Here is a 20319-nt window from a genome sequence, read left to right on the forward strand (position 1 = left end):
GCCTTCCGTGACAGCAGCCAGTCAGAGCCACTGCGCTGCCACGCGCGCGTCGGCGAGCCTGTTGACGTTGACGGCGACGCGTCGGTCCCGCGTGAGCCAGGCGTCGTCGGGGCCGTCGCCGACGACGTTGACGCCCGTCGGCGCGACGGTTCGGCCACCTTCTTCGAACGTCGTGTCGTCGCTTACGCCGAGCCTGCGCTTCAGCGAGGCCGGGACCAGGACCGTCAGCGAGCCCCCGTCGTGCTCGCCGAGCACGCGGTCAACCATCTCACCGTCGAGCAGCGGCAGGTCCGCGGCGACGGTCAGCACCGGCCGTGAGAGCCGGTCGTCAGCCAGCGCCGCATCGAGGTCCGTGACGTACCCCTCACCCGGCGTCTCGATGCAGGGAACGTCCAGATGCGACCGCGTGTCCGGCGCGTTGGGCGACGTTGCGGCGACAATTCCCTCGACGGAACTATCTCGGAGAGCGCCCACGACACGGTCGACCATCGGCACGCCGCCGACCCGAAAGAGCGGCTTTTCGGTCTCGGCGTCGAGGCGTGTCCCACGCCCGCCACACATCACCAGAGCGTCCATGCGAGCACCCCCACGTCACCGAGCGGCACCGACCAGACGTCACCGAACAGCGACCACGCGGCGACGCCGACGTGGAGCGCGGCGGCGCGTGCTAGTTCGTTGGCCGCGCCGAAGGCGTCGCCGCCGACGCCGTCCAGTCGGCGGTCGGCCCAGCCCGAGAGGCCACGGGCGAGCAGCGGACCGGTGAGAACTGCGAGCGCGGTCGCCGGAACGGCGACGACGGCGGCCGGGAGCGCGACGGCGAGCGAGGCGAGAAGCTGCCGTGGGCCGGTCCCGTCGATGACTGTCGACCCGAACCCCTCGTGGCTCGGGCGGCCGACGCAGGCCAGCGTCGCCATCGCGAGCTTCGCCCCCACCTCGGCGGCGAGGACCAGCGCGACGGCGACCAGCGGCGGGAGTCCGGCCACGGCCAGCGCGGCCAGCGCCAGCGCGAGGAGCACGGTCCCCAGCGCGAGGACCGCCCCGACGCCGACGGTCGTGTCCCGCATCACGTCGCGGCGCTCCGCGGGGTCGCCGTGGACGACAGCCGCGTCCCCGAGGTCCGCGAGGCCGTCGGCGTGATTGACGCCGGTGACGAGGACGACGCTCCCGAGATACGCCGCGGCGATTACCGGGTCCGGGAGCAGGCCGGCGGCGAGGTAGGGGAGCGCGACGAGGCCGCCGACCACGTAGCCGGCCAGCGGGAACGCCGCAGGCGTCCCGACGAAGGCGTCCCACGCCCGCTCGCTCTGCCCGACCGGGAGCCGCGAGAGGAACCCGAGCGCCCCCCGGACCGCGGTCAGAACCACGCGAGCACCCCCAGTCCGGAGAGCAGGTACGCACCTACGCCGGCGACGCCGACCCGCGTCACGCTGCGCTGGGCCGTCGCCGCGTCGGGGAGGCGTCCCGCGGGGTTCAGGACGTACACGCCCGGCTTTTCGAGTCGAACGTCGAGCGCCGCGGCGGCCGTCCCCATCGGCCACCCCGAGTTCGGCGAGGGGACGCCGTCCAGCCAGTCCTGTGCGCGGACCAGTGCCCGGGGCGACCCACACGCGAGCGCGAGCAGGAGCGCGCTCACCCGTGCCGGGAGCCACATCACGGCGTCGTCGAGCCGCGCCGCGGGCGTCCCGACGCGTTTCGAGCGGTAGCCCAGCATCGAATCCATCGTGTTGACGGCCTTGACCCACGCCGCCGTCCCGGCCGCGACGGGAAGCGGCGGAAGGCCGACGCCCGCGGCGACGAGCCCGCCCAGGACAAACGCGGCCAGCGACGCGACGAGTCCGTCGGCGAGGTTCTCCGACGCGCTCTCGACGGCGGCGCTCCGGACCTCACTCGCGGAGAGCGCGCCCGCGTCGCGGCCGGCGAGCGCGAGCAGTCCGTCCCGAGCAGCCGTGAGGTCGGTCTCGGTGTCAGCGATGACGCCCCGAGCAGTCGCAAGTAGGTCCCGGAGGCTCGTGGTCAGGAACAGCGCGAGGCCGGCGAGCGCGACGGCGGCCAGCGGTGCGCGGCCGGCCGCGAGCGCGACTGCTGTGCCGACCGCCGTGGCGGCTCCGAGCGGCAACAACACTGCGGCGAGGCCCCCGACTGCGAGCGGATGGTCCCATTCGCGGTCGACGGTCCCGACGAGCCGCCCGAACCACGCGACGGGGTGAAACCGGGTCGGCGGTTCACCGATTGCGAGTTCCAGCCCGCCGGCGACGGCCACGGCCAGCGCGCTCAGCACAGCGCTCCCTCCCGGAGTTGCTCGGCTATCGCCGGCAGCGGATGGTCGTCCAGCAGAACCGACTGTGCGCCCGCGCGACCCGCACCGCCGTCCGTCCGGGCGTCGTCGCCGACGTGAACGAGGTCGGCGAGCGCCACGCCGAGCGCGTCGGCGGTCGCCTCGAAGATATTCGGATGCGGTTTCCGCCAGCCGCAGTCGACGCTGGTGACGACGGCATCGAAGGCGTGGCCGCTGCGGGTCTCGATGGCCGCTTGTTCCAGCGTTCGCTCGACCAGCCCCGGGACGCTGCAGTTCGAACAGATAGCGACCGGGCCCCGCTGTGCCGCGGCGTCTAGCGCCTCGATAGCCCCGTCGCGGACCGCTACCGGGCCGTCGAACGCATCGAGAACGGCCTCGGTTGCCGTCGCCTCGGTGACCTCGACTCCGCGGCTGGCAAGCGCCAGTCGAACGTGCTCGTCCAGCGGCGCTTCGCGCCCGCGGTCGTAGTCGCGGTGGGCCGAGCGGTAGGCGTCCTCCCAGTCGGCCGGCACCCGAACCGACCGGGCCGAAAGCGCCTCCGCGACGGCGTCCCACGGCTCCGACGGCCGGTCTGCCGCCACGAGCGTCCCGAACAGGTCGAACGAGAGTGCCACACCCGTGTGGTTAGTGCAAGCTCACTTGAACTGTGGGGGTGGACTCGGGACCCGTAGTGTCACGCGGTACCGCCGTCGGTGGACTGCGGGTCGGCGGAGACCCAGCCGCTCCGGTCGGACCCAGCTATAGCGGTGCAGTCGCGACGGGCCTGGCTTGCGTCATTCCAAACCGTTTATACCCAAACAGGGGTAATCCGGCGGTATGGCAAGAGAGCAGACCGAAGTTCGAGAGCTCGACGAGGGAAGCTACGTCATGATCGAGGACACGCCGTGTAAGATCAACTCCTACAGCACGGCCAAGCCGGGCAAGCACGGCAGCGCCAAGGCCCGAATCGACGCCAAGGGCGTCTTCGACGGCAAGAAGCGCTCGCTGTCCCAGCCCGTCGACGCGAAGGTCTGGGTCCCGATCGTCAACCGGAAGCAGGGCCAGGTCGTCTCCACCGACGGCAACGACGCTCAGGTCATGGACCTCGACACCTACGACACGTTCACGATGCGCGTCCCCGAGGACATCGACCTCCAGCCCGACGACGAAATCGAGTACCTCCAGTACGAGGAACAGCGCAAGATCACACGCTCGTAACGATGTTGCCCGGTGCGGGGGCCGACCGCGGGGCGGCCGACTACGCGCTCGTCGGCGCACCGCTGGACGCGTCGACGTCGTTTCGCCCCGGGGCGCGCTTCGGCCCGCGCCGCGTCCGCCAGTTCTGTCAGGGGTTCGACGATTACGACCACCGCACCGGCCAGCACTTCACCGACTGTTCCGTCTACGACCACGGTGACATCGGTCCCACGGCCGACGTCGCCGAGTACCTAACCTACCTCCAGGGCACCCTCTCGGATTTCGAGAGCGAGGGAGCCGTCCCGCTCGTCGTCGGCGGCGAACACACCGTCTCCGTCGCCGGCGTGCGCGCCCTGGACCCCGACGTGTTCGTCTGTCTGGACGCGCATCTGGACCTGCGCGAGTCCTACGCCGGCGACGAGTACTCCCACGCCACGGTAGCCCACCACGCGCTCTCGGTGGCCGACGAAGCGGTCGTGCTGGGCGCACGGACCGGGTCGGAAGCCGAGTGGGACCGCGCCGCCGCCGACGACGTGACCGCCGTCCCACCCGAGGACGTGGCCGACTGGACGCCCGCGTTCGAGGACGAACGGGTGTACCTCTCCGTCGACATCGACGCCGCGGACCCCGGGTTCGCGCCGGGAACCGGGACGCCGGAGCCGTTCGGCCTCGCCCCGCGAGAACTGCGCGATGTAGTCCGAGCCGTCGCACCGCAGGCCGTGGGCTTCGACGTGGTCGAGGTCAACGACCGCGACGACGGCCAGGCGGCGACGCTGGCCGCGAAACTCCTCCGGGCGTTCGTGTTCGCCCACGCGGCCGAGAGCTGACTCGAAATTAACCAGGGGGCCAGACGACCCTTCGTAGAGGGCGTATTTCAGACAGAACAGACTGCACAATACGCCCGAGTATCCAACGGTAGGCTCTCCTGTCAGTACCAGAACGTGCTAGGAGGGCGGCGAATACGGAGCACATATCGCTCACAGGCCGCCGTACACGTCTCACGTACTCCCCCGTCCTAACTTACTTGTTATATGTTAACGTCAGTCACACTATGGGGTATTTCGTCACAGGGGCGACTGGCCTCATCGGGACCCACGTGGTGGAGCAGTTAACCGACGAAGGGCACGACGTTGTCGCGCTGACGCGCTCGCGCTCGAACGCGAGCCACCTGCCGGACGAGGTGACGGTCGTCGAGGGCGATATCACGGAGAAAGACAGCATGCGGGACTCGATGACCGGGGTCGACGGCGTGTTCCACATCGCCGCCTGGTTCTACGTCGGGCCCGGCCCTCGCGAAGCTGAAACGGCCGAACGAATCAACGTCGAGGGGACGCGAAACGTGCTGGAACTCATGGACGAACTCGACATTCAGAAAGGCGTGTACACCAGCACAGTCGGTATCTATCCGGGAACCAGCGGCCGGACGGTGGACGAGTCTGTCGACCCCGAGTGTCCGACGTTCGCCGTCTATTTCCGCACCAAGTGGGAGGCCCACTACGAAGTCGCGAGACCGATGATGGCTGACGGCCTTCCGCTTGTCATCGTGCAACCGGGGGCGGTCTATGGTCCCCGCGACAAACTCTACGGGTCGGCACGAGGTGCGTTCCGCGATTACCTGCAGGAGGACCTCCCGATGATTCCCCGAAAATGGACGCTATCCTTCGATTACGTTTCGGACGCGGCACGAGCACACATCCTGGCGATGGAGAAAGGCCAGCCCGGCGAAGAGTACATCGTAGCCAGTGAGCCACAGACGATGGGTGACGTGTTACGGAGTGCAAGCGACATCACGGGGATTCCTGTCCCGCGAACCGTTCCGGACTGGCTGTTCGGCGTCCTGGCGAACGTGATGCGGGGCGTCGAACAGGTCACCACGCCCCCCGAAGGGTTGGAAGCAGAAATGCTGGAATTCTTTGCCGGGCGCCAGTACCTCGTCGATAACTCGAAAGCCAGGCGCGAGCTCGGGATTGCACATCGTCCCCTGGAGGAGGGGCTGCGAGAGTACCTTGCCTGGGAGATCGACCAACTCGGGATGGACTTGCAGGTGACATCCTCCGCGCCGTGAACGGCGCGGCTTCCCACGCATGGGGAATAGTCCCGCCGTCCGCTTCAGCAGACAACTCGTTCGATATCCAGCGGGGACGCTCGCCGAACAACCGCATCGACCGGGTCCGCGACGGCCGAGAGGTTGTCCGAGTCGCCGTCGAGTACCAGCAGTGCGGCCCGGCGGCCGGGTTCGATGACACCACAGTCGAGGCCAACTGCCTCGGCTCCAGCGGTCGTCGCCATCTGAAGCACCGTCCGCGAGGGGAGGTCGAACGTCTTCGCGGTGTACTCCATCTCACGGAACATGGATGGTGCGTTCAGCATCACGTTGTCCGTCCCGAGTGCGACGTCAGTGTACTCCAGGAGCGTCTCGATGGGCGGCCGGCCGACCCCGAGCACGCGGTTTGCACGGGGACAGACGGCGATGGGCACGTCCTGCTCGGCCACCCGTTCGAGGTGCTCCGCTTCGGCATGGACCATGTGGACCAGCAGGTCCGGTTCCAGGTCCAGCGCCGGGTGTATGTCCGTGGCGTCCGGTTCGCCGGCGTGAATCGCGAACGGGACTGCGCGCTCCTCTGCGACGGCACGCCTGGCGGTGAAATCATCGTCGGTCGCGCCGCTGGCACCGAACCCGTCGGCTACGTCCAGCACTGCGGGGTCATCGCTCCCGAAGATGAAGGCCTCGACATCGAGTCCCGCGGCGGCCTCGCGGAGCGCGGTTGCGCCGTCGACACCGAACTCACGGAAGTCGAGAAACGCCGCGGTGCCGGTTCGCTGCATGAACCGGAGCGTGCGGTGCATCTCGGCGATCAGCGTCTCGTCGTCGGCCGCTGCGATCTGTCGGTGTTTCAGGCTGTCGGGCGGGACCACCGCCGCTTCCAGGCCAAGTCCGACAGCCGCCTCCTTGGCAACCGAGTCTCCAACGTGGGTGTGCGCGTTCACGAACGCCGGCAGGACGATGCGGTTCTGGTCGCTCTCGCGCTCGGGTGTCTCCTCGACGGCCGATATGCGACCGTCCTCGACGACAACGCGGCCCTGGACCGGGTCGAACGACCGTCCTGCGAGGACGGTTCCCTCGATTGTCTCCATGTGGGAGGGAGGGAGCGGGGCTATATGTGTCCCATGGAAGCGGGAGCTATCCCCCAGTCCTTCTCTGTCGGTCCCGCTCCGCGGTACACTGATACGCCCGGCGCCGGACAGGTCGCGTATGAGCACCGGTACTACCGTTCCCGAGGACCGGGCGCTGTCGCCCGACGACTGGTCCCGTCCGGCCGAGCGCCGGTACGCGGACGCACAGGCCCGTCTCGCCGCCCGCTACGACCTCGCCGTCGAGTCCAGAGTCACCGAGACGGACGCCGCGGGCCGGGTTCACTATCTCGTGGGCGGGAACCCGGACGGCGACCCCGTGCTCTTCCTTCACGGGGTCGGGACGCCGGCGGCGACGTGGCTCCCGCTGTTTCCGGCGCTCACCGACGAGTACCGCGTGTACGCCCCCGACCGGCCCGGCCTCGGCCTCTCGGCCGCTCCGAGCTACCGCGGCCGGGACCTCCGGTCGTTCCTGGTCGCGTACCTGCTGGACCTCCTCGACGACCGCGGCGTTGCTCGCCCGCACGTGGTCGGCAACTCCCACGGGGGCCTCCAGTCGTTCCTGCTCGCGATCGACCACGACCGGGTGGACAGACTGCAACTGGTGGGCGCGCCGGGCGGGGTCTCGCGGGACCTCCCGCTCCTGTTTCGGCTCCTGACGGTCCGCGGCCTCAACCGCGTGTTGCTGTGGCTGCTCAACCGCGGCGACCCGGTCGAGAACGCGAAGCAGTCGATGCAGCGAGTCAACGTCGTCGACGCCTCGGCCATCCCCGACGTGTTCTACGAACTGCTCGCCGCCGGCCAGGACCTGCCCGGGCGCCGGGAAAGCCAGCGGTCGCTGGCGACCGCACAGGGGTCGTACGGCCGCGCGCATCCGCTGTTCGATATCCGGAGCGAGATTGTGCGGGTCGACCGCCCGACGCAGTTCGTCTGGGGGACGGCAGACGCCTTCTACCCGCCAGACGTCGGTCGCCCCGTCGCCGAGAAGATGCCGGACGCCACGTTCCACGAACTGCCGGGGCACGGCCACACGCCCTGGCTGGAGCCCGGTGACGAAGCCACGGAACTGGTCCGGGGATTCCTCGACTGAGGCGTATGCGAATTAGTACAGAGTATACGCAGAGTGGGCGGAGCTGGCCCCCGTTGCATCGGCGGACACTCAGCCGTCCGACTCACCGACGCCGGCGGCCCGCTCGGTGACGAGTACCCATCCCAGCGTGTCTAACCGCACCTCGCCGTCGTCTAGCGTCACCAGGTCGTTCTCGATGAGCTCTGCGAGAAGGGCTGGCGGGTCTGCCGATTCGCGTGCCAGTACGCTCCTGGAGTCTGTGCGCCCCCCGTGTGTGTAGAGCCGCGTCAGCGTCCGGACGACCGGGTCTGGGGGGTCAAGCTCCCGCAGCTCCCGCCGCAGACCAGCGTATCTGCGCCGAAGGTACCGCCCGAGCAGATTGAGCTTCCGTGGCGGGTTCAGCGACAGGTCGACCCCAACGACGACGCCCTGTCTGACGTACCGGAGGTCGACAGTCGGTTCCTGACGGTCCAGGAGTTCCTTTTCAGCGCGGCTGACGCCCACGACGGTCTCGAGGTCGACGTTAAGCGGTTGCCTGATACCGGTACACCCGACTCTGCCGGGGGTGACTCGGAGTTCGCCGATCTCGAAGCGGCGCTCTGTCACACGCCCGCCGATTGTCGCGGGGTGGCACACGGCCACCTCTGTCCCGTCGAGCAACCGACGGAACAGCAGCCCGCTGACCCGGTCTAACGTCGATTCCGTCCCGTCTATGAACAGGACGACGCGCTGGCCACCGCGTTCGAACCCGACTGTGAGCACCGTCCCCGAGAGCGCCCCCGACGCGGCCTGTGGCGGCCGCCCCAGCCGAATATCGAATATCTCGTCGAGTCCGGCCTCCTCCGCGAGCTGGCCGCCCTCGACAGCGATTCCTGCGGCGTCGAGCCGAAACTGTGCCTGGCTCGGTTCCGCGGAGACGGACGGGCAAAGCACAGTCGTCGAGAGTTCGATTGTCCGGGTCACGGTCGATCTCCTCTCGGCACAGACGTCGTGGCTGCACGGACGGGGAACGGCCTGACCTGGGAGTATCCAGGCCTCCGTGCTACCGTTCGCAGTGACAGTACGCCCGACGGGATGGCCACGGTCGGTGTAGCAGCCATACCGGTATAAGCATTTTAGTGAACAGCATCTCCACTTAGCGAGCATGGACCAGCTATCGTCGTGTTACTTCTGTGGCGGCGCGCTCGACGTCTCACTCTCCGAGTATCCGATTGTCCCGAAATCGCTCGACCCGGAGGCAGAACAGCAGGGGACCGTCGTTCTCTGCTCGACCTGTCGGGAGAAACTCGCGACAATCGTCGAACCGGCCGTCGAGGCGGCGAAGGCGGACGCCCGCGAGGCGTCGGAGCCAGTCGCCGATGCCGGGACGACGGCCGACGAGCCGACGACTACCGACAGCGTGGTCGAACCGGCCGACGACGGCTCGCTCCTCGGCGACGACAGCGCGAGCGCGCCCGAACGGGAACCGCTGGAGCAGTCAGCGCGAAAAGGAGAGCCGACACCAGAGCCGGATGCGGTGGAAACGACTGCGGCAGACACCACAGACCAGCGAACTGCGGAGTCGACCGAAGACGGCGACACAGGGACAGCCGCGACCGGGGCGGGGAGCGGGGACGCCGGAAGCAGCGAGAACAGCGACGGCAGCGCCGACAGTCCTTCGCTGACGAAACTGGAGTACAACAAGGTGATGCGCCTGCTCAAGAACCGGGAGATGCCCGTCGACCGCGCGGAGATCCGCGAGGTCGCGATCAACGCCTACGACCTCGAGGGAGAGCAGTTCGACGCCATCATCGACACCGCAGTGGACCGGGACCTCATCGGGCAGACGAACGGACAACTGGTCGACTCGGACGGATAGCCGGACACCGGTAGAGAAAAGCATACCAGCGCCCCTCTCGAAGCCCGCGCCATGAACGCAGGAGACATCGCGACGCGTCTCGACGACCGACTCGACACCGAGGCCTACGCCGACATCGACGCCAGTCCGAACGGCCTGCAGGTCGGACCGGCGACCCAGCCGGTCGAGCACGTCGCCTTCGCCGTCGACGCCGCCGTCGAGACCATCGACCGGGCCGCCGACGCGGGCGCCGACCTGCTCGTGACCCATCACGGCATCGTCTGGGGCGGGATGGAGCGCGTGACCGGAACCAACTACCGCCGGGTCGCACCACTGGTCGACGACGACCTCGCGCTGTACGTCGCTCACCTCCCGCTGGACGGCCACCAGTCGCTGGGCAACGCCGCGGGCGTCGCGGACCTGCTGAACCTCGACAACCGCGCGCCGTTTGGAGCGATGGGCGGCGAGTACATCGGCCAGCGTGGGTCCCTCACAGAGCCCCGGACGGTCTCCGAGCTCGCTGATACCCTCGAAGGAAGCACTGATACCGGTGGGCAGTCCGTCCAGGTACTGGACTTCGGCCCGTCGACCGTCGAGGACGTCGCCATCGTCACCGGCAGCGGCGTCGACTGGCTCGGGGAAGCGGTCGAGAAAGACGCCGACGTGCTCATCACCGGCGAGGGGAAACAGCAGGCCTTCCACGAGGCACGCGAGCAGGGGATTCACGTCGTCCTCGCCGGCCACTACGCGACGGAGACGTTCGGCGTCCAGTCGCTCCAAGCCGTCGCCGAGGACTGGGGGCTGGAGACGACCTACGTCGACTGCCCGACTGGCCTCTGAGGCGATGGCTGGGGAAGTTTCGTTCGAAGGCATCAGCTCGGATTCGGACCTCGTCGCCTGGTCACGGCAGTACTGTCGCCGGGTCCGCCGCGAGCGGGGCGTCTCGGTCCGGTTCGACCTCGTCGACTGGGAGGTCTCTCATCGCGCCAAGCGCCGGGCCGCAGCGGTCAAGCGGCCGAAACTGGACGACGCCTCCGTCGGCGACCGCTACGACTGGGACGGCGTCGACGGGAGCGACGGCCGCCCGCTGCCGTGCACGGTGTCGCTCACCTGGGACGCGTATTCGGACTTCGACCGGGCCGCCTGGGAAGCGACGCTGCGCCACGAACTCGTCCACGTCGAACAGTACCAGCGCGACGGGACGACCGACCACGGACGGGCCTTCCGGGAGCGAGCCGACCAGCTCGACACCGACGTCCACTGTCCGTCCTTCACCGACCCGAAACACGTTCTCACCTGCGAGGCGTGTGGCGACCTCGTCGCCAGACGCTACCGGGACTGCAAGCTCGTCGAGCAACGCGAGCAGTACCGGTCGGACTGCTGTGGCGCGGCGCTGGAACTGGACTGACTCCGGCCGGGTATCTCCCCCCAGCCCACCATCCAAACAGCACTGATACGTCGCTGCGTACCTGCCCGGTCCCAGCCTTTCCATGTTAAAGACTAACACACTTGGCGACGAACACAGTCGTGGGGCTCCCGGCACGGCCCGGACTCCGGTTCCGGTGCCCGGGGCGCCACGCGTGAGGTGACACAATGTCAACAACCGAATCCTCGAACGCGGACACCGTCAGGCGATACCTGCGCGCGTTCAACGAGCGAGACCTGGAGACGCTGGACGACATTCTGGCCGACGACGTGGTCGAGCACGGTATTCACGAGACACTACACGGTCCCGAGGACGTCATCGAGTTCCTGGAGTCACACTTCGAGCGGTTCCCGGACTACGCCGGCACGACCCACGCGATGATCACGGAGGGCGATACGGTCGCTGTTCGCTACTCCGCGACGGGAACGCACAAAGGGGAGTACCTCGACGTCGAGCCGACCGGGCACGAAGTCGAGTGGACCGGGATGGCGATGTACCGGCTGACAGACGAAAAAATCAGTGAGGTGTGGGTCGAGGAGAACCGACTCGGCCTGTTAGAACAGTTGGAAGCGGTCGACCCGCCCGCCCACCTCAGAATCTGACGGAGACGGATTGTTGTAGCGATGCACCGGTATCCGCCGACCTCGAAGTCGGCGTAATCCGGACGGAATCTACAACAACCCGTTTCAGAAGCGGGGCAGGCGGTTCCAGACCCACGCGGTATAGCACCGGATTCCTCCGGTCAAACGCCGGCAGAAAGCAGCAGTCGGATCGCCCAGAGGACACCCATCCCCGTCGCCATCGTCGCGAACACGTTCTCGGTCTTCCAGGCCACGCCCGCCGCGAGCGCTCCCGCGACGAACTTGTCGGTGGCGAAGTTCGCGGCGTCGAGGGTCACGAACGACGGGAGGACGAGCGCCGCGAGGACGGCCGCGGGGACGAACCGCAACGGACGCTCGACGCCCGGCGGAATCTCCTCGAGACGGCCGAACAGCGCGATAAAGGAGAGCCGGCAGGCGTAGGTCAGGACGCCGGCGAGCGCGACGGCGGCGACGAGCGCGGCCGGGTCGTAGCTAGTCGCCATCGGTCCCCTCCGCGAGTGACTCGGTGAGCACGCCGGCAGTGATGCCGACCCCCGAGCCGACGAGCAGGCCGAGGTTGAGCGGGAGGCCCGCGCCGAGGACGGCCAGCGAACCGCCGACGACGGCTGCGACCGCTGAGGCCCGGTCTTCGATAGCCGGGACCAGGATGGCGAGAAAGACAAGGGGGATAGCGAACTCCAGCCCCCAGGCGTCCGGGACGCCGGTCCCGAGCAACGCGCCGGCAATGGTGGTGACCTGCCACACAGCCCACAGTGTGACCGCCGCGCCGAGGTAGTACCACTTGCGGTCGACGGGGCGGTCGGACCGATAGCTGGCGACGGAGATGGCGTAGGCCTGGTCGGTCAGGACGTACGCGAGCACGGCCTTCCACCGGGCGGAGAACTCCCGGAAGTACGGCGCGATCGACGCCGAGTACATCAGGTAGCGGAGGTTGATGACGACCGCCGTCACCACGACCACGGAGAGCGGGGCGTTCTGGCCGAGCAGTTCCAGGGCGGCGATCTGGGACGCGCCGGCGAAGACGACGACGGACAGTCCGACCGCCATCGGGAGCCCGAACCCGGCGTTGACGGCGGCGATCCCGGCGACGAGTCCGAAGGGGACGATTCCCAGCAACAGCGGAACCGCGTCGCGGGCGCCGTGGCGGAACGCAGTAGTGTCCATGCCGACGGGTCCGCGCCGGTGACGCTAAGGCCTCCGCTTCGGACGCCGTGTGATATGTGGGGACGAGTCACACGGTCGAGCCGACGATTACCCACCACGCACGGCGAACCGCGACGTTGAAACATCGGCGCACCCGACTGGCGTCCAATGAGCGACCACACCGACGAGCGGGAGACGTTCCATCACGACCCCATCGGACACGCGGAAGCCCGGGCCGGGATGACGGTCGGCGAACTGGCCGACAGCTACGGCGAGGCCGGCATCGGAGCGAGTGACATCCACGAGGCCGTCGACATCTACAGCGAGATGCTCGACGACGGCGTGACGACCTTCTTCGGACTGGCCGGTGCGATGGTCCCCACCGGCATGCGGGCCATCGTCAGCGAACTCATCCGCGACGGTCACATCGACGTGCTGGTCACGACGGGCGCGAACTGCACCCACGACAGCATCGAGGCCATCGGCGGCAAGCACCACCACGGCGAGGTCACGCCGGAGGGTCGGACCGAGCGCGAACACGACGAGACGCTCCGGGACGAGGGCGTCGACCGCATCTACAACGTCTACCTGCCACAGGAGCATTTCGCCCTGTTCGAGTCCCACCTCCGCGACGAGGTGTTCTCGACGCTGGAAGACGAGGGCGCGGTCTCGATCCAGCGCATGACCGAGGCACTCGGCCGGGCCAACAGCGAGGTCAACGAGCGCGAGGCCGTCCCCGAAGACGCCGGCGTGCTGGCGGCCGCCTACGAGAACGACGTCCCGGTGTACTGCCCGGCCTTCCAGGACTCGGTGCTCGGCCTCCAGGCCTGGATGTACTCCCAGACCAGCGAGTTCACCGTCGACGCGCTGGCGGATATGACTCAGATCACGGACATCGCCTACGAGGCCCAGAGTGCTGGAGCGATGGTCGTCGGCGGCGGTGTCCCGAAGAACTACGTCCTCCAGACGATGCTGATCTCGCCCGACGCCTACGACTACGCCGTCCAGCTGACGATGGACCCCTCGAACACCGGCGGCCTCTCCGGCGCGACCCTGGAGGAGGCCCGCTCGTGGGGCAAACTCGAAAAGGATGCCCGGAACGTCTCGGTGTACGCCGACGCGACGATCACGCTCCCGCTGGTCGTGGCGGCGGCCCGCGAACGGGTCGGCGAGTGAGCCCGGCCCTCCCTGACGGTCCCGCCGAGCGCGACGGCGACGCGGCTGACCCCTCGGTGCAGGTCTGACCGGCGTCGATGCCGAATGTTGAAGGGCCGACCGGCCGACGGCCATAGTATGGAAGCACCGACCGGGGACGCAGGAATCTACGCCCGCGAGTCGTCGTATCTCGACCGGTACGTCCAGATCGGGGAGGCCGGCGACCGGATTATCTCGCTGTCGTTCCCGTCCCAGCCCGAGGACGACGCCGGCGAGGACCACGCGCTGTTGGACCGAATCGAGGAGTATCTCCAGGGTGTCGAGGACGACTTCACCGACGTCACCGTCGGCCTCACCGTCCCGACGGACCAGCGCACAGTGCTCGAAGCCGTCCGGGAGATTCCCTACGGCGAGGACGCCTCCGTCACGCAGGTCGCGCGGATGACGCCGGACCTGGACGCCGACGACGAGGACGACCTGATACAGGTCCGGGAGGCACTGGCCGCGAACCCGGTGCCGCTGTTGATTCCGGACCACCGGGTTCGGGACGGGCCGAGCGCCGCGCCGCCGCCCGTCGAGCAGAAGCTACGCGCCGTCGAGGGCCTCTAGGCCCAGAAGCGGTCGACGCCCAGCCCCTCGTGGACAATCAGTTCCAGGGCGTTGACCAGGTAGTGGGCGACGACGACGGCGAGGAAGCTGTTCGTCGCGATGAACAGGCCGGCAAGCGCCAGCCCCAGCGTCCCGGTGACGACGATGCCCGCCCGGCCCTGCGCGCCATGCCCCAGCGCGAAGGCGACGGAGGCGACGGCGGCCATCGCCCACGCCGGCGCGCCGAGTCCCGCGACGGGGACGCCGATAGCCGCCGCCCGGAAGAGGAGCTCCTCGACGAGTGCGATGACCGGCAAAACGCCGCCAAGCAGGACGACCCAGCCGCCGGCCGAGTCCGGGGCGAGCAGTTCCCGCAGTGACTCGTCGAAGGCGACGCCGAAGCCGTCGGCCAGCGCGGCGGCGGCCTCGTTGCCGACCCAGAAGCCGACCCCCGCGCCGATACCGACAGCCACCGCCGGCAGTCCCGTCGAGAGCCCGTCCGTGGTGATGCCGAACGCGCCGGCCGGAATCTCGAAGTAGAACGCGCCGGCGACCAGCAACACGCCGAACAGCCCCTGCGTGAACGCGACGTTGGCCAGCAACGCCCCGGTCGAGAGGTCACTCGGGGCGAACGTGTCGCGCATCTGTCGCCGCTGGGCCGCTGCCTCCTCGGTCTCGAAGCGTGGGATGGTCGGGTCCCGATCGGGCATCGAGACGCTGTCAGGCGTCGACGAGACGCCGCCGTCGGCCCGCACGGCTCCCTGTGAGAGCCGTGCGAGACCGAGCAGTGCAGTTAAAAGGAATCCCGTCAGGCCGACGAACGCGGCCCACTCGGGCATCTATTGGGGACTCGGGCTGCCGCCGCTCTGCCGGCCGACCTCGTGTTCGAGTGCCTTGCCCGTGATGGACTTGAGGCGGTCGACCAGCGAGTCCTTCTCCGCTTCGCCGGTCAGTGCGACCTCCAGGACCTCGGAGATGTGCGAGACGGGGATGATCTCGATCATGTCCTCGTACTCGTCCTCGATCATCACGTCCTGGGTGTTGGCCTCGGGGATGATGACCGTATCGAGGCCGGACTTGGCGGCCGCCTCGATTTTGTGGGTAACGCCGCCGACCGGAAGCACGTCGCCCCGGACCGACAGCGAGCCGGTCATGGCGAGGTTCTGCTTGACGGGGACGTCCTCCAGCGCGGAGATGACCGCGGTGGCGACCGTGATAGAGGCGGAGTCGCCGTCGACGCCGCCTTCACCGGCCTGGACGAACTGGATGTGGACGTCCTTCTCGGAGATGTCCTCGTCGGAGAACTTCTTGATGATTGCCGAGACGTTCTGGACGGCCTCTTCGGCCATCTCCTTGAGCTGTCCCGTGGCGATGACCTGACCGGGGCCCTGTGACGGGCTGACCTCGGCCATGACGGGGAGGACGATACCGCTGTCCTCACCCATGACCGCGAGGCCGTTGACGCGGCCGATTACGTCGCCCTGGTTGACGGTGAGCTCGTAGTCCTTGCGGCGCTCGATGTAGTTGTCCGCGAGCTGTTGCTCGATGGACCGGGAGCGCCGTTTGGCCTGCAGGACGTCCGCGCGCTCGGTTCGGTCGCGGTCCTCGGCGCGGGCGATGTCGCCGGCGACGCGGACCAGTCCGCCCAGGTCACGGAACTTCAGGCTGAGGTGGCCTTTGCGGCCGGCGCGACGCCGGGCCTCCAGGATGATCTCCTGGACGGCCTCCTCGGTGAAGTGTGGGAGTCGACCGTCGTTTTCGACCTCCTGGGCGACGAAGCGCGCGTACTTCCGTCGCATCTCGGGGTCGTCCTCGATGGTGTCGTCCATGTACACCTCGTACCCGTACCCCTTGATACGGGAGCGCAGCGCGGGGTGCATGTTCTCCATCGCGTCGAGGTTCCCCGCCGCGATCATGATGAAGTCACAGGGGACGGGCTCGGTCTGGACCATCGCGCCCGAGGAGCGCTCGGACTGGCCCGTAATGGAGAACTCGCCCTCCTGGATGGCCGTCATCAGCTTCTGCTGGCTGCGGATGTCGAGCGTGTTGATCTCGTCGACGAACAGCACGCCCTTGTTGGCCTGGTGGATGGCGCCGGGCTCGACGCGGTCGTGGCTCGGCGTCTCCATCCCACCGGACTGGAACGGGTCGTGACGCACGTCGCCCAGCAGCGCGCCGGCGTGGGCGCCCGTGGCGTCCTCGAACGGCGCGGTCTTCTGGTTGGCGTTGTTGACCAGCAAGTTCGGAATCATCGCGTCGCTGCCACGCGACCCGTAGCGGAACGCGAGATAGATGACACCGGCCGCAAGAATCCCCAGCAGGACTTGCTGGACGAGGATCAGGGCGTAGCCGATGACGATAGCGATGATGATCCACATGAGGAAGGTCCGCATCTGGTTGCGCTTGCGGGCCTCCTCCTTGTGGGCCTCGACGATCTGTTCCCCTTTGCCGCCGGGGACAGTGCGTACCTTCGGTTCATTGCCGTCGTCGGGGTTGTGGTAGACGAGAACGTCCTGCAGTTCCTCCCGCGGAAGCAGTTGAGACATCGCCTTCGCGAGCATCGACTTCCCCGTCCCGGGGGAGCCGATCATCATCACGTGGCGGCGCTGTTTGGCCGCCTTCTTGATCACGTCACGGGCGTGGTCCTGCCCGATGACCTGGTCGACGAGTCGGTCTGGCACTTCGATGTCTGCGGTCGAGTCGATCTCGAGACCGCCGAGGAGGTTCTCCTCGTCTCCCTCCAGTTCGGACTCGCCGTCAACCTGGACGTCGCTTCCGAGTGTCGTTTCGGACGTTTCTCCCTCGCCGCCCCACCGGTCCTCGGGCTGGTCGGATGGCTCGTCGGCAGAGGGTTCAGAGGCAGGTTCGTCGGGGTCCTGTTTGGCCCCGTTGGTCGACGCCTCTTCCTCCCCAGCGTCGGATGCCTCCCGGTCAGGGTCGGGAGTCGCGTCGGTGTCGGTGTTGTCGCTCATACAAACGTTGCTAACATACACAAGGAAGGCCTGTCGACTGATATACTTTCTCCCCGTGTCGGTTGTTGCACCACCCCCGAAACCGCAGTACAGCGCCCGAATCAAGCGGTGAGGTTTCCGGCAGTACCGCGTCGTCGGGTTTATCAAACCACCACACCCACTGGGGAGTATGCGTGGGTTCTACATCGGTCGCTTCCAGCCCTACCACAACGGCCATCACTCGATGGTCGAGCGGATTGCCGAGGAAGTCGACGAGCTCGTCCTGGGAATCGGGAGCGCCGACGATTCACACACCACACACGACCCCTTCACCGCCGGTGAGCGGATCATGATGATCACGAAGGCCGTCGCGGAGTACGACCTGACGACCTACGTCGTGCCACTCGAGGACATCAACCGCAACGCCGTCTGGGTGAGCCACGTCGAGAGCATGTGTCCGGACTTCGACGTGGCGTACTCGAACAACCCGCTCGTCGTCCGGCTGTTCGAGGAGTCCGGCATCGAGGTCCGCCAGTCGCCGATGTTCGACCGCGACCGGCTGGAGGGCAGCGAGATCCGCCAGCGGATGATCGACGACGAGTCCTGGCGCGACCGGGTCCCGCGGCCTGTCGTGGAGGTCATCGAAGAGATCCACGGCATCAAGCGGCTCCAGCACGTCTCGGACACCGACTCGCTCGAACGGTACGCCGCCACCGGCGAATCGGTCACGGAATCGCTCGACGAACTCGACGACTGATGATAACGCTGAGCTCCGATTTCGGGTCGCCGTATCCGGCGGCGATGAAAGGCGTCATCTGCCAGGCGACGGACGCGCGCATCGAGGACATCGCGCACGACTTTCCCCGCCAGGACGTCAGGGCGGCGGCCTTCTGGCTCACGCAGACGCTCCCGTACTTCCCCCCGGCGGTCCACTGTGTCGTCGTCGACCCGGGCGTCGGGACTGACAGGGGCGCCGTCGTCGTCCGCGCGGGCGAGCACGCGCTCGTGGGCCCGGACAACGGCGTCCTCGTTCCGGTCGCCCGCGAACTGGCCGAGAACGGCGGGACCGCTCCGGACGCGTTCGAGGTGTTCACCTGGGCCTACGACGACCCCCCGAGCACGACCTTCCACGGGCGGGACGTGTTCGCGCCCGCCGCGGCGGCCGTCCACGACACCGGCGTCGCCGCCGTCGAAACGCGGCCCGAGACCGACCGGACTGACGACTACGTCGCCCTCCGATTCCCGGAGCCATCCGTTGACAGCGACGGGGCGACCGGTGAGGTGCTCGTCGTCGACGACTTCGGGAACGCCGTGACGAACATTCCAGGCGAGGTGCTTGCGGACGGATTCGGGGGAGCAATCGGCGTCAACGGGCGCGATGCCCCGGTTCGGCGAGCGTACGCTGCCGTCGACCGGGGCCAGCGACTCGTCACCGTCGGCAGCCACGGCAACGTCGAACTCGCCGTCAACCGCGGTCGCGGCGACGAGGCGTTCGGGGTCCGGACCGGGGACGCGGTGGCCCTGTCGCTGTGACGAGGTGTGACCACCCGGTGTTTTAGGGCCGCCGAAAAATCGATGCCTTTTTGTGTTTTAGGGTAGCCTAAACAATCGTATGCCGGACGAACAGGTCACGTCGAGGCGGTCCGTCTGTCGCCGTAGCGAGTCGGGTGCCGCCGTCCCTGTCGTCCGCGCACCCGCCGCCCTACAGGAGGTGAGAGCCCGGGCCGTGCCTGCACGCTGACCTGTCAGTCTCGACCATCTTCAGCGGCGACGACCACCGTGGGCATAGCTCGTCGCCGCGCGCCACGAGTCTTATCGTGTCTGTCCCGTGGGCGTCTCGCCCCAAGGACGCCCCATTTCAGGTCCTTCGCCGTGGACCACTCCGGAACCGCCAATTCTTGACAGTGATGCGTGTCGGGAGAGTACGCACCGGGTCTGCCGTTTGGGACAGGCGTTTTGTTTCCACCAGCCCTGGCTCTCGGTATGAGCGACGAGGAACCAGCGGAGAACATCAGCGGCGGAACCGCTGGCGGCGGCCAGTCGGCCACGTTCGACCCGGAAACGGCGGGCACGCGGGCCGAGGCCGTCGTGGACCGCCTCGGCGAGATGTACTGGACGAAGACCTACGGTGGCCGGGACGCCTTCGAGTGCCTGGTCCGGACGGTTCTCAGCCAGAACACCTCCGACAAGGCGAGCCAGCCCGCTCACGACGAACTGATGTCGCGCTACGGGAGCGACGGCACCGACGGTGACCTCGCCCGCGCGTTAGCCGACGCCGACCAGCCAGAACTCGCCGAGACCATCTCCTCGGCCGGGCTCTACAACCAGAAATCCGAGCGCATCATCGCCCTGGCGGACCGTATCTGCGAGGAGTACGGCGGCGAGGCGGGCTTCGATGCGTTCGTCCGGACTAGCGACCCCGAGGACGTTCGGTCGACGCTGCTCGACATGAACGGCGTCGGCCCGAAGACCGCCGACTGCGTCCTGCTGTTCGCAGGCGGTCGTGGCGGCGTGTTTCCGGTGGACACGCACGTCCATCGCATCGCCCGCCGGATGGGGCTGGCCCCGCCCGACGCCGACCACGAGACGGTCCGCGAGTTCCTGGAGCGCGACGTACCCGCGGAGAAATGTGGCTTCGGTCACACCGCGATGATTCAGTTCGGCCGCGAGTACTGCACGGCCAGAAAACCAGCCTGTCTGGAGGACCCCGACGCCTGCCCGCTGGCGGGCCACTGCGACCAGGTCGGGGTGTATCCGGCCACCGGTGAGGTCGTCGACCCCGCCGAAGCGGAGTGAGGGCTTGGCGTTCCCGTCCCGCGGCCGAAGCTCCCCCGGGAGCGTCCGCTCCGGCCGGAATGGTGCTGCTCGGTTGTCCACTGCGACCCGGCTACCGCGTCTGTCCCGCAGAAACCGACGCCTTCGAGGCCAGTTTCGCCGGCCACTC

Annotated in this window: 23 protein-coding genes; 13 read left to right on the forward strand and 10 right to left on the reverse strand. The window is 68.1% G+C overall.

From position 1 onward, the window contains the following. Window positions 1-21: 21 nt before the first annotated feature. Genes KZ498_RS14785 through KZ498_RS14800 form a run of 4 tightly spaced genes read right to left on the reverse strand, consistent with a single transcriptional unit; the run spans window position 22 to window position 2910 of the window. On the reverse strand, window positions 22-561 hold the full coding sequence (locus KZ498_RS14785; RefSeq protein WP_312620152.1) for an NTP transferase domain-containing protein: 540 nt from the start codon (window positions 559-561) through the stop codon (window positions 22-24). Further along, entirely contained in the window at window positions 561-1364 is an 804-nt protein-coding gene (gene cobS, locus KZ498_RS14790; RefSeq protein WP_312619776.1) for an adenosylcobinamide-GDP ribazoletransferase, read from the reverse strand. The genes KZ498_RS14785 and cobS overlap by 1 nt, the downstream gene beginning before the upstream one ends. Continuing rightward, the gene (locus KZ498_RS14795; RefSeq protein WP_312619777.1) at window positions 1355-2278 is read right to left on the reverse strand and encodes a CobD/CbiB family cobalamin biosynthesis protein; all 924 of its coding nucleotides are present in this window, start codon (window positions 2276-2278) and stop codon (window positions 1355-1357) included. Before KZ498_RS14795 ends, cobS begins: the two co-directional genes overlap by 10 nt. Then, complete coding sequence (locus KZ498_RS14800) at window positions 2272-2910, reverse strand: HAD family hydrolase (protein WP_312619778.1); 639 nt, start codon at window positions 2908-2910, stop codon at window positions 2272-2274. The genes KZ498_RS14795 and KZ498_RS14800 overlap by 7 nt, the downstream gene beginning before the upstream one ends. A 202-nt stretch (window positions 2911-3112) precedes the next feature. Here KZ498_RS14800 and KZ498_RS14805 point away from each other — a divergent pair, with 202 nt between their 5' ends. From KZ498_RS14805 to KZ498_RS14815, 3 genes are all read left to right on the forward strand, one after another. Then, the gene (locus tag KZ498_RS14805) at window positions 3113-3493 is read left to right on the forward strand and encodes a translation initiation factor IF-5A (RefSeq protein WP_004515075.1); all 381 of its coding nucleotides are present in this window, start codon (window positions 3113-3115) and stop codon (window positions 3491-3493) included. A 2-nt stretch (window positions 3494-3495) separates the two neighbouring features. Next, complete coding sequence (speB, locus tag KZ498_RS14810; RefSeq protein WP_312619793.1) at window positions 3496-4299, forward strand: agmatinase; 804 nt, start codon at window positions 3496-3498, stop codon at window positions 4297-4299. A gap of 224 nt (window positions 4300-4523) precedes the next feature. Then, window positions 4524-5537 carry an NAD-dependent epimerase/dehydratase family protein gene (locus tag KZ498_RS14815; RefSeq protein ID WP_312619794.1) on the forward strand — a complete coding sequence of 338 codons (1014 nt, stop codon included), beginning with the start codon at window positions 4524-4526 and terminating at the stop codon, window positions 5535-5537. 44 nt (window positions 5538-5581) lie between these two features. On the opposite strand, the gene KZ498_RS14820 is transcribed toward KZ498_RS14815, so the two are convergent. Next, window positions 5582-6607 (reverse strand): amidohydrolase family protein, encoded by a 1026-nt coding sequence (locus KZ498_RS14820; RefSeq protein ID WP_312619795.1) that lies wholly within the window; start codon window positions 6605-6607, stop codon window positions 5582-5584. A gap of 118 nt (window positions 6608-6725) precedes the next feature. Here KZ498_RS14820 and KZ498_RS14825 point away from each other — a divergent pair, with 118 nt between their 5' ends. Continuing rightward, window positions 6726-7694 carry an alpha/beta fold hydrolase gene (locus tag KZ498_RS14825; RefSeq protein ID WP_312619796.1) on the forward strand — a complete coding sequence of 323 codons (969 nt, stop codon included), beginning with the start codon at window positions 6726-6728 and terminating at the stop codon, window positions 7692-7694. 69 nt (window positions 7695-7763) lie between these two features. Here the strand turns inward: KZ498_RS14825 and KZ498_RS14830 are convergent, their stop codons facing one another. Continuing rightward, entirely contained in the window at window positions 7764-8636 is an 873-nt protein-coding gene (locus KZ498_RS14830; protein ID WP_312619797.1) for a CheF family chemotaxis protein, read from the reverse strand. Window positions 8637-8817: 181 nt separating this feature from the next. On the opposite strand from KZ498_RS14830, the gene KZ498_RS14835 reads away from it, so the two are divergent. The 4 genes from KZ498_RS14835 to KZ498_RS14850 all read left to right on the forward strand — a co-directional run bounded on the left by KZ498_RS14835 (window position 8818) and on the right by KZ498_RS14850 (window position 11538). Beyond that, a complete protein-coding gene (locus tag KZ498_RS14835; RefSeq protein WP_312619798.1) occupies window positions 8818-9531 on the forward strand; it encodes a hypothetical protein in 714 nt (237 codons plus the stop codon). A gap of 51 nt (window positions 9532-9582) precedes the next feature. Then, complete coding sequence (locus tag KZ498_RS14840) at window positions 9583-10350, forward strand: Nif3-like dinuclear metal center hexameric protein (RefSeq protein WP_312619799.1); 768 nt, start codon at window positions 9583-9585, stop codon at window positions 10348-10350. Window positions 10351-10354: 4 nt separating this feature from the next. Then, window positions 10355-10918, forward strand: coding sequence for a transcription elongation protein SprT (locus KZ498_RS14845; RefSeq protein ID WP_312619800.1), 564 nt, complete (start codon window positions 10355-10357; stop codon window positions 10916-10918). A gap of 185 nt (window positions 10919-11103) precedes the next feature. Then, window positions 11104-11538, forward strand: a complete 435-nt coding sequence (locus KZ498_RS14850) for an ester cyclase (RefSeq protein ID WP_312619801.1) — start codon at window positions 11104-11106, stop codon at window positions 11536-11538. A gap of 140 nt (window positions 11539-11678) precedes the next feature. On the opposite strand, the gene KZ498_RS14855 is transcribed toward KZ498_RS14850, so the two are convergent. Next, entirely contained in the window at window positions 11679-12020 is a 342-nt protein-coding gene (locus tag KZ498_RS14855; protein ID WP_312619802.1) for an AzlD domain-containing protein, read from the reverse strand. Further along, window positions 12010-12702, reverse strand: a complete 693-nt coding sequence (locus tag KZ498_RS14860) for an AzlC family ABC transporter permease (protein WP_312619803.1) — start codon at window positions 12700-12702, stop codon at window positions 12010-12012. Before KZ498_RS14860 ends, KZ498_RS14855 begins: the two co-directional genes overlap by 11 nt. A 147-nt stretch (window positions 12703-12849) precedes the next feature. Here KZ498_RS14860 and KZ498_RS14865 point away from each other — a divergent pair, with 147 nt between their 5' ends. Together KZ498_RS14865 and KZ498_RS14870 are read left to right on the forward strand one after the other, a co-directional pair. After that, on the forward strand, window positions 12850-13857 hold the full coding sequence (locus KZ498_RS14865; RefSeq protein ID WP_312619804.1) for a deoxyhypusine synthase: 1008 nt from the start codon (window positions 12850-12852) through the stop codon (window positions 13855-13857). A gap of 84 nt (window positions 13858-13941) precedes the next feature. Then, on the forward strand, window positions 13942-14445 hold the full coding sequence (locus tag KZ498_RS14870; protein ID WP_312619805.1) for an MGMT family protein: 504 nt from the start codon (window positions 13942-13944) through the stop codon (window positions 14443-14445). On the opposite strand, the gene KZ498_RS14875 is transcribed toward KZ498_RS14870, so the two are convergent. Then, a complete protein-coding gene (locus tag KZ498_RS14875) occupies window positions 14442-15263 on the reverse strand; it encodes a CPBP family intramembrane glutamic endopeptidase (RefSeq protein WP_312619806.1) in 822 nt (273 codons plus the stop codon). The two genes, KZ498_RS14870 and KZ498_RS14875, sit on opposite strands and share 4 nt — an antisense overlap. Beyond that, window positions 15264-17396, reverse strand: coding sequence for an ATP-dependent protease LonB (gene lonB, locus KZ498_RS14880; protein ID WP_312619808.1), 2133 nt, complete (start codon window positions 17394-17396; stop codon window positions 15264-15266). Between the two features lie 169 nt (window positions 17397-17565). Between lonB and KZ498_RS14885 the strand changes: the two genes are divergently transcribed. From KZ498_RS14885 to nth, 3 genes are all read left to right on the forward strand, one after another. After that, window positions 17566-18132 (forward strand): nicotinamide-nucleotide adenylyltransferase, encoded by a 567-nt coding sequence (locus KZ498_RS14885; protein WP_312619809.1) that lies wholly within the window; start codon window positions 17566-17568, stop codon window positions 18130-18132. Next, the gene (locus KZ498_RS14890; RefSeq protein WP_312619810.1) at window positions 18132-18908 is read left to right on the forward strand and encodes an SAM-dependent chlorinase/fluorinase; all 777 of its coding nucleotides are present in this window, start codon (window positions 18132-18134) and stop codon (window positions 18906-18908) included. The genes KZ498_RS14885 and KZ498_RS14890 overlap by 1 nt, the downstream gene beginning before the upstream one ends. Window positions 18909-19358: 450 nt before the next feature. Beyond that, window positions 19359-20171 carry an endonuclease III gene (gene nth / locus KZ498_RS14895; protein WP_312619812.1) on the forward strand — a complete coding sequence of 271 codons (813 nt, stop codon included), beginning with the start codon at window positions 19359-19361 and terminating at the stop codon, window positions 20169-20171. Window positions 20172-20319 lie beyond the last annotated feature (148 nt).

It is taken from the genome of Haloarcula sp. 1CSR25-25, from assembly GCF_032027985.1.
GTDB lineage: Archaea > Halobacteriota > Halobacteria > Halobacteriales > Haloarculaceae > Haloarcula.